The sequence below is a fragment of the Pseudomonas sp. P1.31 genome (assembly GCF_001269815.1).
In the GTDB taxonomy this organism is placed as follows: domain Bacteria; phylum Pseudomonadota; class Gammaproteobacteria; order Pseudomonadales; family Pseudomonadaceae; genus Aquipseudomonas; species Aquipseudomonas rustica.
On record NZ_LHVN01000010.1, the window covers coordinates 138120 to 156171 of the forward strand.

Consider the following 18052-nt stretch of genomic DNA (forward strand, 5'->3'; position numbering starts at 1 on the left):
CGTCCTGTCAGTTGATGAAAATATCGACTGATATAACGCCATCGCGAGCAGGCTCACTCCTACAGTTGTTTTGTGCGGTACCGGAAATTGGCAAAAGTGTCATGGTGTTCTACTACTAAGGTCGTCTGTTCCCGCTCCCGCAGCCGCATACATTAGCTATGTTCCAACAATAATTTGTGCTGCGAGGATAAAAACAATGAACGACAGCATTTACCTCTCGATTCAAAACAGTCCCCGATTCAAGGAGCTGGTACAGAAAAGGGAACGATTCGCCTGGATTCTCTCGGCAATCATGCTAGGGCTTTACTCCGCATTCATCCTTCTGATTGCTTACGGGCCGCATATTCTGGGCGCGAAGATCAGTCCTGAATCATCCATTACCTGGGGTATCCCGATCGGTGTCGGCCTGATTCTGTCTGCCTTCATCCTGACCGGTATCTACGTGCGCCGCGCCAATGGCGAGTTTGACGACCTGAACAATGCGATTCTCAAGGAGGCTCAGCAATGATCCGGCGTCTACTGGCTTTATTAAGTGTTGCAGCATTTGCACCGGGTGCCTGGGCGGCGGATGCGCTGACGGGTGAAGTGGCCAAACAGCCGCTGAATATTCCTGCGATCCTGATGTTCGTGGCGTTCGTCGGTGCCACGCTGTACATCACCTACTGGGCCTCGAAGAAAAACAACTCGGCCGCCGACTACTATGCGGCGGGCGGCAAGATCACCGGGTTCCAGAATGGTCTGGCGATTGCCGGTGACTACATGTCGGCGGCGTCCTTCCTGGGGATTTCCGCGCTGGTGTTCACCTCCGGCTACGACGGCCTGATCTACTCGATCGGCTTCCTGGTGGGCTGGCCGATCATTCTGTTCCTGATCGCCGAGCGTCTGCGTAACCTGGGTAAATACACCTTTGCCGACGTGGCGTCCTACCGCCTCGGGCAAACCCAGATTCGCACCCTGTCTGCCTGCGGTTCGCTGGTGGTGGTGGCGTTCTACCTGATCGCGCAAATGGTCGGTGCGGGCAAGCTGATCCAGCTGTTGTTCGGCCTCGATTACCACGTTGCGGTGATTCTGGTCGGCGTGCTGATGTGCATGTACGTGCTGTTTGGCGGCATGCTGGCGACCACTTGGGTGCAGATCATCAAGGCTGTGCTGCTGCTGTCCGGTGCCTCGTTCATGGCGCTGATGGTCATGAAGCATGTCGGCTTCGACTTCAACACGCTGTTCTCCGAGGCGATCAAGGTTCACGCCAAAGGCGAAGCGATCATGAGCCCGGGCGGTCTGGTCAAGGATCCGATTTCGGCCTTCTCCCTGGGTCTGGCGCTGATGTTCGGTACCGCTGGCCTGCCACACATTCTGATGCGCTTCTTCACCGTGAGTGACGCAAAAGAAGCACGTAAGAGCGTGTTGTATGCGACTGGCTTCATCGGCTACTTCTACATCCTGACCTTCATCATCGGCTTCGGCGCGATCCTGCTGGTCAGCACCAACCCGGCCTTCAAAGATGCTGCTGGCGCGCTGTTGGGCGGCAACAACATGGCGGCGGTGCACTTGGCCAACGCGGTCGGCGGCAGCATCTTCCTCGGCTTTATCTCGGCGGTAGCGTTTGCGACCATTCTGGCGGTTGTGGCGGGTCTGACCCTGGCCGGTGCTTCGGCGGTGTCTCACGACCTGTACGCCAGTGTGATCAAGAAGGGCAAGGCGAACGAGAAGGACGAGATTCGTGTGTCGAAGATCACCACCATTGCTTTGGCGGTATTGGCGATTGGCCTGGGTATTTTGTTCGAAAGCCAGAACATTGCGTTCATGGTGGGCCTGGCGTTCTCGATCGCGGCGAGCTGTAACTTCCCGGTGCTGTTGCTTTCGATGTACTGGAAGAAGCTGACCACACGCGGTGCGATGATTGGCGGCTGGTTGGGGTTAATCAGTGCTGTTGGCCTGATGATCCTTGGCCCAACCATCTGGGTGCAGATTCTGCATCATGAGAAGGCGATCTTCCCTTACGAGTATCCGGCGCTGTTCTCGATGATCATTGCCTTTGTGGGTATTTGGTTCTTCTCGATTACTGATAAGTCGGCGGCGGCGGACAAAGAACGAGCGCTGTTCTTCCCGCAGTTTGTGCGTTCGCAGACTGGGTTGGGGGCGAGTGGGGCGGTTTCTCACTGATGGTTTGATGGTTTTGTAATGTTGTGCTGAATGCCCCGGTTGAGAGATCGGGGCATTTTTTGTGGGCGGTTATCGGACTTTGGGGTGTTTTTTTGATTGGGTGAATATCCGTTGCTGCGGTAACGGCGGCTTAGGGTTTCGCCCTTACGGCGACTCACTTTTTTACAAGCGCCTAAAAAAGTAAGCAAAAAACGCTTGCTCCTACGTGCGGCCCGCTCGCTGGGGCTCGGGGTTCCTTCGTTGCGGGATCGATCCGGGCGCAGCGCCTACGGTTTGCTTCGCTGCACCTCCTCTCGCTGTGTTTGGCTGCGCCAAACGGTCGCTGCGCTCCCACCCCCGGATCAATCCCTCCACTCAGCCTTCCGACGTCGCCCGTGGATCAAGCTCAAAAGCTGCAGCCGAGCTAACGCTCATCCTGTGTAGGAGCTGCCGAAGGCTGCGATCTTTTGATCTGCTTTGGCTTTGGCTTTGGCTTTGGCTTTGGCTTTTGATCTTTTGCCCCATCGGCAGGCCGAGCGGAGGTGTTCATCAGGGGGTAGGCGCGCAGCGCCGTTCGACGAAGTCGAACACATCGAGAGGAGGTGCAGCGAAGCAAACCGTAGGCGATGCCCCCGGATGGACACCGTAGCGAGGGAACACTGAGCCTCAGCGAAGTGCCGTACGCCAGGGGCAAAGCCTTTTGCTTACTTTTCGGCGTCTGGAAAAGTGAGTCGCTGTAAGAGCGAAACCGCCAGCCGCAACACCAAAAAAACGGATATGCCCCCAATCCCAATCCAAAAAAAACCGGCTACAAACAAAAACGGCCCCTATATAAATAGAGGCCGTTCCCGGTACAACTTAAGACGTTATCGCAAGACAGGTCTTATTTGCGATCTTCCAGCTTGGAAATATCACGCGACTCGTAGCCAGTGTACAACTGGCGCGGACGGCCAATCTTGTACGGGCTCGAAAGCATCTCTTTCCAGTGCGAAATCCAGCCAACAGTACGTGCCAGCGCGAAAATCACCGTAAACATGCTGGTCGGAATGCCGATCGCCTTGAGGATAATCCCCGAGTAGAAATCGACGTTCGGGTACAGCGAACGTTCGATGAAGTACGGGTCAGTCAACGCAATTTCTTCCAGGCGCATGGCCAGTTCGAGTTGCGGATCATTATTAATGCCCAGTTCCTTCAACACTTCGTCACAGGTCTGTTTCATTACAGTCGCGCGAGGGTCGCGGTTCTTGTAAACGCGGTGACCGAAGCCCATCAGCTTGAACGGATCGTTCTTGTCCTTGGCCTTGGCGATGAACTTGTCGATGTTCGACACATCGCCAATTTCATCCAGCATGGTCAGAACGGCTTCGTTCGCACCGCCGTGAGCAGGGCCCCACAGTGCGGCGATACCGGCGGCGATACAGGCGAACGGGTTGGCACCCGAAGAACCTGCCAGACGTACGGTGGAAGTCGACGCGTTCTGCTCGTGGTCGGCATGGAGGATGAAAATCCGGTCCATGGCCTTGGCGAGCACCGGGCTGATCGGTTTGATCTCGCACGGGGTGTTGAACATCATGTGCAGGAAGTTTTCCGCGTACGTCAGGTCGTTGCGCGGGTACATCATGGGTTGACCCATGGAGTACTTGTAAACCATCGCTGCCAGGGTCGGCATCTTGGCAACCAGACGGATCGCGGAGATTTCGCGATGCTGCGGGTTATTGATGTCGAGGGAGTCGTGGTAGAAGGCCGAGAGGGCGCCGACTACACCGCACATGACGGCCATTGGGTGGGCGTCGCGACGGAAGCCGTTGAAGAAGGTTTTCAGCTGCTCGTGAACCATGGTGTGGTTTTTCACGGTGCTGACGAACTGGGCCTTCTGTTCTGCGGTCGGCAATTCGCCGTTGAGCAGCAGGTAGCAGGTTTCCAGGTAGTCCGACTTTTCAGCCAGCTGTTCGATCGGGTAGCCGCGGTGCAACAGAATGCCGTTGTCGCCGTCGATATAGGTGATCTTCGATTCGCACGAAGCGGTCGACATGAAACCCGGGTCGAAAGTGAAGCGGCCCGTGGCCGTCAGGCCCCGAACATCGATTACATCGGGACCAACGGTGCCGGTTAAAATGGGCAGCTCGACGGGGGCTGCGCCCTCGATGATCAACTGCGCTTTTTTGTCAGCCATGTGGCCTCCTATTTATGCTTGAACCATCAGACAGACCCCCCACGCAGGGCCCGCACCACTATAGTGAGATAAATTCGAATGTCAATTTGCCTAAAGTCTTGCTCCAGAAGGCTTTAAGCGCACTTTTTCCTCGAAATTGCCTGCCATTTACGCCTTTTATGCAACTTGTGCAATCAGCTATTGGGGGTAGGTGATTGCGTTGTCATTAGTAGCCTAACTGTCTATACTCGGCCACCGACCGCCAAGGGCTTTTGGGCTTGCTTTCATTGGGGGTCGCATCCCTGGGTGGTGGTTACCTGACCAGTGCACTCCCCAACAACTTTGCCCTGATTGTTAGGGGCTCTTCAGTGTGAAAAAAAAGCCGTGAAAAGCCAACGACCTGTAAACCTAGACCTAAGGACCATCAAACTCCCAGTCACTGCTTACACGTCCATTCTTCACCGAATCTCCGGTGTCATCCTCTTCGTGTGCCTTGCCATCATGCTTTACGCATTGGACAAGTCGCTGAGCTCCGAGGAAGGCTTCGGTCAGGTGAAAGCGTGTCTGACCAGTCCGCTAGCCAAGCTAGTGATTTGGGGCATCCTGTCCGCTCTGCTGTATCACTTGGTAGCCGGTGTGCGCCACTTGATCATGGACATGGGCATCGGTGAGACGCTGGAAGGCGGCAAGCTGGGCTCGAAAATCGTTATCGCCGTTTCCGTGGTGGTAATCGTTCTGGCAGGAGTTTGGATATGGTAACTAACGTCACGAACCTCTCGCGTTCGGGCCTCTATGACTGGATGGCGCAACGTGTGTCTGCGGTCGTTCTCGCGGCTTACTTCATCTTCCTGATCGGATACGTCGTGGCCCACCCTGGTCTCGAGTATGCCCAGTGGCATGAACTGTTCGCCCACAACGGGATGCGTATTTTCAGCCTCCTGGCCCTTGTTGCCCTTGGCGCTCACGCCTGGGTCGGCATGTGGACCATCGCGACTGACTACCTGACGCCAATGGCGTTCGGCAAGTCCGCGACGGCTATACGTTTCCTTTTCCAGGCAGTATGCGGCGTTGCGATGTTCGCTTACTTCGTCTGGGGTGTGCAGATTCTCTGGGGTATCTGAGTCATGGCTAACATTCCAACGATTTCTTTCGACGCCATCATTATTGGTGGTGGCGGTGCCGGCATGCGCGCTGCGCTGCAACTGGCACAGGGCGGTCACAAGACTGCCGTGATCACCAAGGTTTTCCCGACCCGTTCGCACACTGTTTCCGCTCAAGGCGGCATCACTTGCGCAATCGCGTCTGCTGACCCGAACGATGACTGGCGCTGGCACATGTACGATACCGTCAAGGGTTCCGACTATATCGGTGACCAGGACGCTATCGAATACATGTGTCAGGAAGGCCCGGCTGCTGTTTATGAGCTGGACCACATGGGCATGCCGTTCTCGCGCACCGAGCAGGGCCGCATCTATCAGCGTCCGTTCGGTGGCCAGTCCAAGGATTACGGCAAAGGCGGGCAGGCTGCCCGTACGTGCGCCGCTTCCGACCGTACCGGTCACGCGCTGCTGCACACCCTTTATCAGGGCAACCTGAAAGCCGGTACCACGTTCCTGAACGAGTACTACGCTGTCGATCTGGTGAAAAACCAGGAAGGCGACTTCGTCGGTGTGATCGCGATCTGCATCGAAACCGGCGAGACCACCTACATCCGCGCCAAAGCCACCGTATTGGCTACCGGCGGTGCAGGTCGTATCTACGCGTCCACCACCAACGCCCTGATCAACACCGGTGACGGCGTCGGCATGGCTCTGCGTGCTGGCGTGCCGGTACAAGACATCGAAATGTGGCAGTTCCACCCGACCGGCATCGCCGGCGCCGGTGTACTGGTTACAGAAGGTTGCCGTGGTGAAGGTGGTTACCTGATCAACAAGCACGGTGAGCGTTTCATGGAGCGTTATGCTCCGAACGCCAAAGACCTTGCCGGTCGTGACGTTGTTGCTCGCTCGATGGTTAAAGAAATCATCGCTGGCAACGGTTGCGGCCCGAATGGCGACCACGTACTGCTCAAACTCGACCACCTGGGCGAGGAAGTACTGCACAGCCGTCTGCCAGGCATCTGCGAACTGTCGAAGACCTTCGCACACGTTGACCCGGTTGTTGCGCCGGTTCCGGTTGTTCCGACTTGCCACTATATGATGGGCGGCGTTGCCACCAACATTCATGGTCAGGCGATCACCCAGGACGCTGAAGGCGTCGACAAAATCATCCCGGGCCTGTTCGCTGTAGGCGAAGTGGCTTGCGTATCGGTTCACGGTGCCAACCGTCTGGGCGGCAACTCGCTGCTCGACCTGGTGGTATTCGGCCGCGCTGCCGGCCTGCACCTGGAAAAGGCGCTGACCGACGGCATCGAATACGACGACGCTACCGAAGCCGACATCGAAGCTGCCCTGTCGCGTCTGAACGCGCTGAACAGCCGTACTGATGGCGAAGACGTGGCAACCCTGCGTCGCGAGCTGCAGAACTGCATGCAGAACTATTTCGGTGTATTCCGTACTGGCGAATACATGCAGAAAGGTATCGCTCAGTTGGCTGATCTGCGTACCCGCATCGCCAACGTGAAGATCAACGATAAGTCGCAGGCGTTCAACACTGCCCGTATCGAAGCGCTGGAACTGCAAAACCTGCTGGAAGTGGCTGAAGCTACTGCCATCGCTGCCGAGGTTCGTAAAGAGTCGCGCGGTGCTCATGCCCGTGAAGACTTCGAAGACCGTGACGACGAAAACTGGCTGTGCCACACCCTGTACTTCCCGGGTGACAAGCGCGTCACCAAGCGTGCCGTGAACTTCTCGCCGAAGACTGTTCCGACTTTTGAACCTAAGATTCGGACTTATTAAGGGTGGCCGCCATGTTGCAAGTCAGCGTATATCGTTACAACCCTGATCAGGACGCCGCGCCGTTCATGCAGGAATTCCAGGTCGATACCGGTGGTAAAGACCTGATGGTGCTGGACGTACTGGCCCTGATCAAAGAGCAGGACGAAGGTTTCTCCTATCGTCGCTCTTGCCGTGAAGGCGTTTGCGGTTCCGACGGCATGAACATCAACGGCAAAAACGGCCTGGCATGTATCACGCCGCTGTCTGCTGTTGTAAAAGGTAACAAGTTGATCGTTCGTCCGCTGCCAGGTTTGCCGGTTATCCGTGACCTGGTCGTCGATATGAGCATCTTCTACAAGCAATACGAGAAGGTGAAGCCTTACCTGCAGAACGACACGCCGGCTCCGGCCATCGAGCGTCTGCAGTCGCCAGAAGAGCGCGAAAAGCTCGACGGTCTGTACGAGTGCATCCTGTGCGCTTGCTGCTCGACCTCTTGCCCGTCCTTCTGGTGGAACCCGGACAAGTTCCTGGGTCCAGCTGCACTGCTGCAAGCTTATCGCTTCCTGGCAGACAGCCGTGACACCAAGACCACCGAGCGTCTGGCTTCGCTCGATGACCCGTTCAGCGTATTCCGCTGCCGGGGCATCATGAACTGCGTCAACGTATGTCCGAAAGGCCTGAACCCGACTAAGGCCATCGGTCACATCCGTAACATGTTGCTCTCGAGCGGCGTGTGATTCAGCTGATGTAACCGCTGTACCGTAGAGGCTGTGGCGCGGGCTTCAACCCGCGTCATGGCTATAACCAGAGCAGTAGCCACAAGCTGCGGCTCTTATTTTGAAGAAATGAGACAAGCAGGGGCATCCGGGCTGGTACCCGGACTATCAGCGTGATCCTAGGTGGCTTGTTTTAGTCGCTGCATTCGGACTTCTGCAAGTTTGCTCGGTGTCGTCGCCGATGGTGTTCCCCTAACCGAGGGTGACCAAGCATGCAAGAAAGCGTGATGCAGCGCATGTGGAACAGCGCCTACCTTTCAGGTGGAAACGCTGCCTATGTGGAAGAGCTTTATGAGCTCTACCTGCACGACCCTAACGCTGTGCCAGAAGAGTGGCGCACCTACTTTCAGAAGTTGCCCGCCGACGGCAACTCTGCCACTGATGTTTCGCACTCCACAATTCGCGATCATTTCGTGCTGCTGGCAAAGAACCAGCGCCGCGCCCAACCGGTTTCCGCCGGGAGCGTGAGCAGTGAGCACGAGAAGAAGCAAGTTGAAGTGCTGCGATTGATCCAGGCCTACCGTATGCGTGGCCACCAGGCAGCCCAGCTTGACCCGCTGGGGCTGTGGCAGCGTCCTGCACCTGCAGACCTGTCGATCAATCATTACGGCTTGACCAATGCCGATCTTGATACGACCTTCCGTGCCGGCGACCTGTTCATCGGCAAAGAGGAAGCGAGCCTACGCGAAATTCACGAAGCGTTGCAGCAGACATATTGCCGCACCATCGGCGCTGAATTTACGCACATCACCGATTCCGAGCAGCGCCAGTGGTTCCAGCAGCGTCTGGAAAGCGTGCGTGGTCGTCCGACGTACTCCGCCGACATCAAGAGCCACCTGCTTGAGCGCGTGACTGCCGGTGAAGGCTTGGAAAAATACCTGGGCACCAAATACCCGGGCACCAAGCGTTTCGGTCTGGAAGGCGGCGAAAGCCTGATTCCGATGCTCGACGAACTGATCCAGCGTTCCGGTTCCTACGGCACCAAGGAAGTCGTCATCGGCATGGCCCACCGTGGCCGTCTGAACGTACTGGTCAACACCTTCGGCAAGAACCCGCGCGAGCTGTTCGACGAGTTCGAAGGCAAGAAGAAGGTCGAGCTGGGTTCCGGTGACGTTAAGTATCACCAGGGCTTCTCGTCCAACGTGATGACCGCCGGCGGTGAAGTTCACCTGGCCATGGCGTTCAACCCGTCCCACCTGGAAATCGTTTCCCCGGTGGTAGAAGGTTCGGTTCGCGCCCGTCAGGATCGTCGTAACGACCCGACCGGTGAGAAGGTTCTGCCGATCTCCATCCACGGTGACGCTGCTTTCGCAGGTCAGGGCGTGGTCATGGAAACCTTCCAGATGTCGCAGACCCGCGGTTTCAAAACCGGCGGTACCGTGCACATCGTGATCAACAACCAGGTTGGTTTCACCATCAGCAACCCGCTGGACTCGCGTTCCACCGAGTACGCCACCGACGTTGCCAAGATGATCCAGGCGCCGATCCTCCATGTGAATGGTGATGATCCGGAAGCCGTGTTGTTCGTGACCCAGCTGGCCATCGATTACCGCATGCAGTTCAAGCGTGACGTGGTGATCGACCTGGTCTGCTACCGTCGTCGCGGCCACAACGAAGCTGACGAGCCAAGCGGCACCCAGCCTCTGATGTATCAGCAGATCACCAAACAGCGCACCACCCGTGAGCTGTACGCTGATCGTCTGACCCAGGGCGGTGTGCTCGACGCAGAGCGTGTTCAGGCGAAAGTCGACGAATACCGCAACGCGCTGGACAACGGTCTGCACGTCGTGAAGTCGCTGGTCAAAGAGCCGAACAAAGAGTTGTTCGTGGACTGGCGTCCGTATCTGGGCCACGCCTGGACTGCGCGTCACGACACGCGTTTCGATCTGAAAACCCTGCAAGAACTGTCCGCCAAGCTGCTGGAAATTCCGGACGGTTTCGTGGTGCAGCGTCAGGTCGCGAAGATCTACGAAGACCGTCAGAAAATGCAAGCCGGCGGCCTGCCGATCAACTGGGGTTACGCCGAAACCATGGCGTACGCGACCCTGGCGTTCGAAGGTCACCCGATTCGCATGACTGGTCAGGACATCGGCCGCGGTACGTTCTCGCACCGTCACGCTGTGCTGCACAACCAGAAAGACGCGGGCACCTACATTCCGCTGGCGCACTTGTACGACGGTCAGCCACGCTTTGACCTGTACGACTCGTTCCTGTCGGAAGAAGCGGTACTGGCATTCGAATACGGTTACTCGACCACCACGCCAGACGCGCTGGTGATCTGGGAAGCCCAGTTCGGTGACTTCGCCAACGGTGCACAGGTTGTTATCGACCAGTTCATCACCAGCGGCGAGCACAAGTGGGGCCGTCTCTGCGGTCTGACCATGTTGCTGCCACACGGTTACGAAGGTCAGGGCCCTGAGCACAGCTCGGCACGTCTTGAGCGTTACCTGCAACTGTGCGCCGAGCACAACATTCAGGTGGCTGTACCGACCACGCCAGCACAGATCTACCACTTGCTGCGTCGTCAGGTAATTCGTCCGCTGCGCAAACCGTTGATCGTGCTGACGCCGAAGTCGCTGCTGCGCCACAAGCTGGCCATCTCGACGCTGGAAGATCTGGCCGAAGGTTCGTTCCAGACCGTGATCCCGGAAATCGATACTCTGGACCCGAAAAAGGTCGAGCGTGTTGTTCTGTGTAGCGGCAAGGTCTACTACGACCTGCTGGAAAAACGCCGTGCCGAAGGCCGTGAAGATATCGCCATCGTGCGTATCGAGCAGCTGTATCCATTCCCTGAGGACGACTTGAAAGAAGTCCTGGCTCCGTACACCAACGTCAAAAATGCCGTTTGGTGTCAGGAAGAGCCGATGAACCAGGGCGCCTGGTACTGCAGCCAGCACCACTTGCGTCGCAGCATCGGTAACCTCGACAAGTCTCTCGTACTTGAGTACGCGGGCCGTGAGGCTTCTGCTGCCCCAGCTTGTGGTTACGCATCGATGCACGCCGAGCAGCAGGAAAAACTCCTGCAAGCCGCGTTTACCATTTAATGCCTTCGCGCACCTGAAACCGAATTTAAGGAACTACAGATAATGGCTATCGAGATCAAAGCCCCCACTTTCCCGGAATCGGTTGCCGATGGCACCGTTGCCACCTGGCACAAACAACCGGGCGACGCCGTCAAGCGTGACGACCTGATCGTCGACATCGAGACTGACAAAGTCGTACTGGAAGTTCTGGCTACCGCCGACGGCGTGCTGGGCGCAATCGTCAAGAACGAAGGCGACACCGTTCTGTCCGACGAAGTGCTGGGCTCCATCGAAGCGGGCGGCGCTGCTGCCGCTGCTCCAGCCGCCGCTGCTGCTCCGGCCGCTGCCGCTGCACCGGCTGCTGCCGAAGGCGAAGACGATCCTGTTGCTGCACCGGCTGCGCGCAAGCTGGCTGAAGAAAACGGCATCAACATCGCTTCCGTTGCCGGCACCGGCAAAGGTGGTCGTGTGACCAAGGAAGACGTAGTCGCTGCTGTAGCTGCCAAGAAAGCCGCTCCAGCTGCCGCGCCTGCCAAGGCTGCTGCTCCTTCGGCCGCCGCTCCTGTGTTCGCCGCTGGCGACCGCATCGAGAAGCGCGTACCGATGACCCGCGTGCGTGCCACCGTGGCCAAGCGTCTGGTTGAAGCTCAGTCGAATATGGCGATGCTGACCACTTTCAACGAAGTCGACATGACTGAAGTCATGGCTCTGCGTTCGAAGTACAAGGATCTGTTCGAGAAGTCCCACAACGGCGTACGCCTGGGCTTCATGTCGTTCTTCGTTAAAGCAGCGACCGAAGCGCTGAAACGCTTCCCGGCTGTTAACGCATCGATCGACGGCGCGGACATCGTTTACCACGGCTACGCTGACATCGGCGTTGCCGTTTCCAGCGACCGCGGTCTGGTTGTTCCGGTTCTGCGTAACGCCGAACTGATGAGCCTGGCTGAAATCGAAGGCGGCATCGCAACATTCGGCAAAAAAGCCCGTGACGGCAAACTGTCGATGGACGAGATGACCGGTGGTACCTTCACCATCACCAACGGTGGTACCTTCGGTTCGATGATGTCGACCCCGATCGTCAACCCGCCGCAGGCAGCGATTCTGGGCATGCACAACATCATCCAGCGTCCTATGGCCATCAACGGTCAGGTCGTTATCCGTCCGATGATGTACCTGGCACTGTCCTACGATCACCGTCTGATCGATGGCAAAGAAGCTGTGACCTTCCTGGTGACCATCAAGAACCTGCTGGAAGATCCGGCGCGTCTGTTGCTGGATATCTGATAGAAGCAGTCGCGGGCTTCAAGTTTCAAGCTGCAGGAAAGGGCAGCTTGGCTTGGAGCGCGCGGCTTGAAGCTTTTCGCTAAAGAGGATTTTTTGAATGTCGCAGAAATTTGACGTAGTAGTGATCGGTGCTGGCCCTGGTGGCTACGTGGCTGCCATCAAGGCGGCGCAGCTGGGTCTGACCACTGCCTGCATCGAGAAGTACACCGACGCTGAAGGCAAGCAAGCCCTGGGCGGCACCTGCCTGAACGTAGGCTGCATTCCTTCCAAGGCGCTGCTCGACAGCTCCTGGAAATACAAGGAAGCGAAAGAAAGCTTCAACGTTCACGGTATCTCGACCGGCGAAGTCAAAATGGACGTCGCTGCGATGGTTGGCCGCAAGGCTGGCATCGTCAAGAACCTGACCGGCGGCGTTGCCACTCTGTTCAAGGCCAACGGCGTTACTTCGATCCAGGGCCACGGCAAACTGCTGGCTGGCAAGAAAGTCGAAGTCACCAAGCCAGACGGTTCGGTTGAAGTCATCGAAGCTGAGAACGTGATCCTGGCTCCAGGCTCGCGTCCAATCGACATTCCACCGGCTCCGGTTGATCAGAACGTCATCGTCGATTCGACTGGCGCTCTGGAATTCCAAACCGTACCTAAGCGTCTGGGCGTGATCGGCGCTGGCGTGATCGGTCTGGAACTGGGTTCGGTATGGTCGCGTCTGGGTTCGGAAGTGGTTGTCCTCGAAGCACTGGACACCTTCCTGATGGCAGCGGACACCGCTGTTTCCAAGGAAGCGCTGAAAACCCTGACCAAACAAGGTCTGGACATCAAACTGGGCGCTCGCGTGACCGGCTCGAAAGTGAACGGCGACGAAGTCGTTGTGAACTACACCGATGCCAACGGCGAACAGACCATTACTTTCGACAAGCTGATCGTAGCCGTTGGTCGCCGTCCGGTGACCACTGATCTGCTGGCTTCCGACAGCGGCGTGACCCTCGACGAGCGCGGTTTCGTGCACGTTGACGATCACTGCGCGACCACCGTACCGGGCGTTTTCGCCATTGGTGACGTGGTGCGCGGCATGATGCTGGCGCACAAGGCATCGGAAGAAGGCATCATGGTTGTCGAGCGCATCAAGGGCCACAAAGCCCAGATGAACTATGACCTGATCCCTTCGGTTATTTATACTCACCCGGAAATCGCGTGGGTGGGTAAAACCGAGCAGGCCTTGAAAGCTGAAGGCGTTGAAGTTAACGTCGGCACCTTCCCGTTCGCCGCTTCCGGCCGTGCCATGGCCGCCAACGATACCGGTGGTTTCGTCAAGGTCATCGCTGATGCCAAGACTGACCGCGTATTGGGCGTGCACGTGATTGGCCCGAGCGCTGCAGAACTGGTTCAGCAGGGCGCGATCGGTATGGAATTCGGCACCAGCGCTGAAGATCTGGGCATGATGGTTTTCTCCCATCCGACCCTGTCTGAAGCCTTGCACGAAGCTGCTTTGGCTGTGAATGGCGGCGCCATCCACATTGCCAACCGCAAAAAGCGTTAACAGACAATAAGAAACCACGGCGGTAACGGCCCGTCGTGAGCCTTGCGAGCAAGTCTCACCGCGGAATGTCCGCTGGACGCAGTCTTGCGTAGTTGCACCGGGTATCCGGAAAGGCTACGCAAGCAGCAGTCACAGGTGGCGCGGCACTCATACGAGCGCAGCGCCGAATGCGCAGTACCTAACGAAGACGGTAAAAAGCATGAATCTTCACGAGTATCAGGGTAAGCAGCTGTTCGCTGAATACGGCCTGCCAGTTTCCACTGGCTACGCAGTAGACACCCCGGAAGCAGCAGCAGAAGCTTGCGACAAAATCGGCGGCAGTGAGTGGGTTGTCAAAGCCCAGGTCCACGCTGGTGGTCGCGGTAAAGCGGGCGGCGTTAAGCTGGTTCGCAGCAAAGAAGACGCCAAAGCCTTCGCACAGCAGTGGCTGGGCAAGCGTCTGGTGACTTACCAGACTGACGCCAATGGCCAGCCAGTCACCAAGATCCTGGTTGAATCGTGCACTGATATCGCTAAAGAGCTGTACCTGGGCGCTGTCGTTGACCGTTCGAGCCGTCGCATCGTGTTCATGGCTTCCACCGAAGGTGGCGTGGACATCGAGAAAATCGCTCACGACACTCCAGAAAAAATTCTGAAAGCCACTATCGATCCACTGGTTGGCGCTCAGCCATTCCAGGGTCGCGAGCTGGCATTCCAGCTGGGTCTGGAAGGCAAGCAGGTTGCTCAGTTCGCCAAGATCTTCGTAGGTCTGGCCAAGCTGTTCAAGGATCACGACCTGGCTCTGCTGGAAGTGAACCCGCTGGTGATCAAGGCTGACGGCGATCTGCACTGCCTGGACGCCAAGATCAACATCGACGCCAACGCAATGTACCGTCAGCCTAAGCTGAAGACTTTCCACGATCCGTCGCAAGACGATCCGCGCGAAGCGCACGCTGCCAAGTTCGAATTGAACTACGTAGCACTGGAAGGCAACATCGGCTGCATGGTCAACGGTGCTGGCCTGGCCATGGGTACCATGGACATCGTCAACCTGCATGGCGGCAAGCCAGCCAACTTCCTCGACGTAGGTGGTGGCGCTACCAAAGAACGCGTAACTGAAGCGTTCAAGATCATCCTGTCCGACACCAACGTCGCTGCAGTACTGGTCAACATCTTCGGCGGCATCGTTCGCTGCGACATGATTGCCGAAGGCATCATCGGCGCTGTGAAAGAAGTCGGCGTGAAAATCCCGGTTGTTGTTCGCCTTGAAGGTAACAACGCTGAGCTGGGCGCTAAAGTACTGGCAGAAAGCGGTTTGAACATCATCGCTGCTACCAGCCTGACCGACGCTGCTCAACAAGTTGTCAAAGCTGCGGAGGGCAAATAATGAGCGTCCTGATCAATAAAGACACCAAAGTTATCTGCCAGGGTATTACCGGTTCGCAAGGTAGTTTCCACACCCAGCAAGCCATCGAATACGGCACCAAGATGGTTGGTGGCGTTACTCCTGGCAAAGGCGGCACCGAGCACCTGGGTCTGCCAGTGTTCAACACCGTTAAAGACGCAGTAGAAGCCACTGGCGCTACCGCTTCCGTGATCTACGTTCCGGCTCCTTTCTGCAAAGATTCGATCCTGGAAGCGGCATTCGGCGGCATCAAGCTGATCGTTTGCATCACCGAAGGCATTCCTACCCTGGACATGCTGGACGCTAAAGTTAAGTGCGACGAGCTGGGCGTAGTCCTGATCGGCCCTAACTGCCCAGGCGTTATCACTCCGGGCGAGTGCAAGATCGGCATCATGCCAGGTCACATTCACTTGCCAGGCAAGGTCGGTATCGTTTCGCGTTCCGGCACCCTGACCTACGAAGCTGTCAAGCAGACTACTGACGCCGGTTTCGGTCAGTCGACTTGCGTCGGCATCGGTGGTGACCCGATCCCGGGTTCGAACTTCATCGACATCCTGAAGCTGTTCCAGGAAGACCCGAAGACCGAAGCGATCGTGATGATCGGTGAGATCGGCGGTTCGGCTGAAGAAGAAGCGGCTGCCTACATCAAGGCACACGTGACCAAGCCGGTTGTTTCCTACATCGCTGGTGTGACTGCTCCTCCGGGCAAGCGCATGGGCCATGCTGGCGCAATCATCTCTGGCGGCAAAGGCACTGCAGACGAGAAATTCGCTGCGCTGCAAGACGCAGGCGTTAAAACCGTGCGTTCGCTGGCAGACATCGGCAAGGCCCTGGCCGAGCTGACCGGTTGGGCTGTCAAGTAAGCCTCGCGCTTAGCTGACGCTTCACCAAACAAAGGCCACCTTCGGGTGGCCTTTGTCGTTTCTGGCGTATGAGAATTATGTGGGCTCTTGTGGCGAGGGGATTTATCCCCGATGGGCTGCGAAGCGGCCCCAAGAATCTGAACTGGAATAACCTGACTTACCGCGGTTGAGAGCATTGGGGCTGCTGCGCAGCCCATCGGGGATAAATCCCCTCGCCACAAGTTTCGGCGGGGGAACTGGTATTTGGTTTGAACAACAAAGCACTGGATATGAAAAATAGATACGTAAACGCGACACAGAAACGTCGCGTATCGGATAGTTCGCCCTCTAACAGTGCGTTTGCAGGCCAAATTCGTTAGGCTAGCAGCCATTTTTGCGTCTGCCGCCCACAAGGCATGCAACGCGCTTTAAGGGTCAGTCCCATACGGATCGACAGCATTTCCCTAATTACACAGGGCAATCCCCCTCTAAATTCCGATTCAGTAGTGTGGTATTACCTTAATGAAAGTTTTGAAAGGTCAGGACATCCTGGCACTTGGCTTTATGACATTTGCCCTGTTCGTTGGGGCCGGCAACATTATCTTCCCGCCTATCGTTGGCCTGCAGGCCGGACCTCACGTCTGGATGGCCGCGCTGGGTTTTCTGATCACCGCCGTTGGTTTGCCGGTGATAACCGTCGTTGCACTGGCCAAAGTCGGTGGGTCGATGGATGCGCTGAGCAGCCCGATCGGTAAAGTCGCGGGCGGCATTCTTGCGGCTGCGTGCTATCTGGCCGTCGGCCCGCTGTTCGCCACTCCGCGTACCGCCACCGTGTCCTTCGAAGTCGGTTTGGCGCCGCTGACCGGCGAAAGCCCGCTGGCGCTGTTCCTCTACAGCTCGGTGTACTTCCTGCTGGTGTTCTTCATCTCGCTCTACCCGGGCCGTTTGCTGGACACTGTTGGCCGTTTCCTCGCGCCGCTGAAGATCATCGCGCTGGCCGTGCTCGGTATCGCTGCATTCGCCTTGCCGGCGGGTGACGTCGGTCACGGCACGCCGGAATACGTCGCGGCACCGTTCTCCCAAGGCTTCATCAATGGTTACCTGACCATGGATACCCTCGGCGCGCTGGTGTTCGGCATCGTCATCGTCAACGCGATCCGCTCCCGTGGCGTCGAGTCGCCGAAGTTGATCACCCGTTACGCGATCATCGCCGGTTTGATCGCCGGTGTCGGTCTGGCGCTGGTCTACATCAGCCTGTTCCGTCTGGGTTCCGGCAGCCATGAAGTGGCCGTCGGTGCAACCAACGGCGCGGCGGTCTTGCACGCATACGTGCAACACACCTTCGGTTCGCTGGGTAGCGGCTTCCTCGCGGTACTGATCTCGCTGGCGTGTCTGGTGACGGCGGTAGGTCTGACCTGCGCCTGTGCCGAGTACTTCAGCCGTGTGCTGCCACTGTCGTACAAGACCCTGGTGATCATTCTGGCGGCGTTCTCGCTGCTGGTGTCCAACCTCGGTCTGACCAAGTTGATCGCGTTCTCCATTCCGGTGCTCACCGCGATCTACCCGCCGTGCATCGTGTTGGTGGCGCTGAGCTTCTGCAAAGACTTCTGGCATGAACACGGTCGGATTCTCGGCCCGGTGATGCTGGTGTCGTTCTTGTTCGGCAGCATCGACGCACTGAAAGGCGCTGGTCTGGCTGACTGGATGCCAACGCAGCTGTCGCACCTGCCGCTGAGCGAGCAAGGTCTGGCGTGGCTGGTGCCGTGTGTGATGACTTTGGTGGTTGCAGTGGTTTGTGATCGCCTGCTAGGCAAGCGCAGCGAAGCGGTTGCCTGAGGTTGGCTGACCCGCCATAAGCGGGTCTTCAACGCTTAAACAGAAATGCCCCGTATCAATCGATACGGGGCATTTTTTATGGGCGTCAGGCAGTGTCTTTTTCCCTAGGCTAACGTCGAAGCACTGCATCGCTTTTATGTAGGAGCAGAGCTTGCTCGCGAAAGCGATCTGACATTCAACATTGATGTCGACAGAAACGCCGC

At 57.4% G+C, this 18052-nt stretch carries 13 protein-coding genes; 12 read left to right on the top strand and 1 reads right to left on the bottom strand.

Features of this window, described 5'->3' with window-relative positions; all coding sequences use genetic code 11:
- Window positions 1-196 precede the first annotated feature (196 nt).
- Together AD669_RS07870 and AD669_RS07875 are read left to right on the top strand one after the other, a co-directional pair.
- Window positions 197-508 (top strand): DUF485 domain-containing protein, encoded by a 312-nt coding sequence (locus tag AD669_RS07870; protein ID WP_016987516.1) that lies wholly within the window; start codon window positions 197-199, stop codon window positions 506-508.
- Window positions 505-2163 (top strand): cation acetate symporter, encoded by a 1659-nt coding sequence (locus tag AD669_RS07875; protein ID WP_053118483.1) that lies wholly within the window; start codon window positions 505-507, stop codon window positions 2161-2163. The genes AD669_RS07870 and AD669_RS07875 overlap by 4 nt, the downstream gene beginning before the upstream one ends.
- Before the next feature lie 862 nt (window positions 2164-3025).
- Here AD669_RS07875 and gltA read toward each other — a convergent pair.
- On the bottom strand, window positions 3026-4315 hold the full coding sequence (gltA, locus tag AD669_RS07880; protein WP_007919904.1) for a citrate synthase: 1290 nt from the start codon (window positions 4313-4315) through the stop codon (window positions 3026-3028).
- Window positions 4316-4678: 363 nt separating this feature from the next.
- On the opposite strand from gltA, the gene sdhC reads away from it, so the two are divergent.
- The 10 genes from sdhC to brnQ all read left to right on the top strand — a co-directional run bounded on the left by sdhC (window position 4679) and on the right by brnQ (window position 17849).
- The gene (sdhC, locus tag AD669_RS07885) at window positions 4679-5053 is read left to right on the top strand and encodes a succinate dehydrogenase, cytochrome b556 subunit (RefSeq protein ID WP_016773673.1); all 375 of its coding nucleotides are present in this window, start codon (window positions 4679-4681) and stop codon (window positions 5051-5053) included.
- Window positions 5047-5415: a succinate dehydrogenase, hydrophobic membrane anchor protein gene (gene sdhD / locus AD669_RS07890; RefSeq protein WP_003222999.1), complete on the top strand. Its 369-nt coding sequence runs from the start codon at window positions 5047-5049 to the stop codon at window positions 5413-5415. The genes sdhC and sdhD overlap by 7 nt, the downstream gene beginning before the upstream one ends.
- 3 nt (window positions 5416-5418) lie before the next feature.
- A complete protein-coding gene (gene sdhA, locus AD669_RS07895) occupies window positions 5419-7191 on the top strand; it encodes a succinate dehydrogenase flavoprotein subunit (RefSeq protein WP_008077944.1) in 1773 nt (590 codons plus the stop codon).
- An 11-nt stretch (window positions 7192-7202) separates the two neighbouring features.
- A complete protein-coding gene (locus tag AD669_RS07900) occupies window positions 7203-7907 on the top strand; it encodes a succinate dehydrogenase iron-sulfur subunit (protein WP_053118486.1) in 705 nt (234 codons plus the stop codon).
- Between the two features lie 251 nt (window positions 7908-8158).
- Window positions 8159-10990 carry a 2-oxoglutarate dehydrogenase E1 component gene (locus AD669_RS07905; protein ID WP_053118487.1) on the top strand — a complete coding sequence of 944 codons (2832 nt, stop codon included), beginning with the start codon at window positions 8159-8161 and terminating at the stop codon, window positions 10988-10990.
- 42 nt (window positions 10991-11032) lie between these two features.
- The gene (gene odhB, locus AD669_RS07910) at window positions 11033-12253 is read left to right on the top strand and encodes a 2-oxoglutarate dehydrogenase complex dihydrolipoyllysine-residue succinyltransferase (protein ID WP_053118490.1); all 1221 of its coding nucleotides are present in this window, start codon (window positions 11033-11035) and stop codon (window positions 12251-12253) included.
- 97 nt (window positions 12254-12350) lie between these two features.
- The gene (gene lpdA / locus AD669_RS07915; RefSeq protein WP_053118492.1) at window positions 12351-13787 is read left to right on the top strand and encodes a dihydrolipoyl dehydrogenase; all 1437 of its coding nucleotides are present in this window, start codon (window positions 12351-12353) and stop codon (window positions 13785-13787) included.
- A 199-nt stretch (window positions 13788-13986) separates the two neighbouring features.
- A complete protein-coding gene (gene sucC / locus AD669_RS07920; protein WP_007919879.1) occupies window positions 13987-15153 on the top strand; it encodes an ADP-forming succinate--CoA ligase subunit beta in 1167 nt (388 codons plus the stop codon).
- A complete protein-coding gene (gene sucD / locus AD669_RS07925) occupies window positions 15153-16034 on the top strand; it encodes a succinate--CoA ligase subunit alpha (protein WP_008082972.1) in 882 nt (293 codons plus the stop codon). The genes sucC and sucD overlap by 1 nt, the downstream gene beginning before the upstream one ends.
- Window positions 16035-16535: 501 nt before the next feature.
- Complete coding sequence (gene brnQ, locus AD669_RS07930; RefSeq protein WP_053118494.1) at window positions 16536-17849, top strand: branched-chain amino acid transport system II carrier protein; 1314 nt, start codon at window positions 16536-16538, stop codon at window positions 17847-17849.
- Window positions 17850-18052 lie beyond the last annotated feature (203 nt).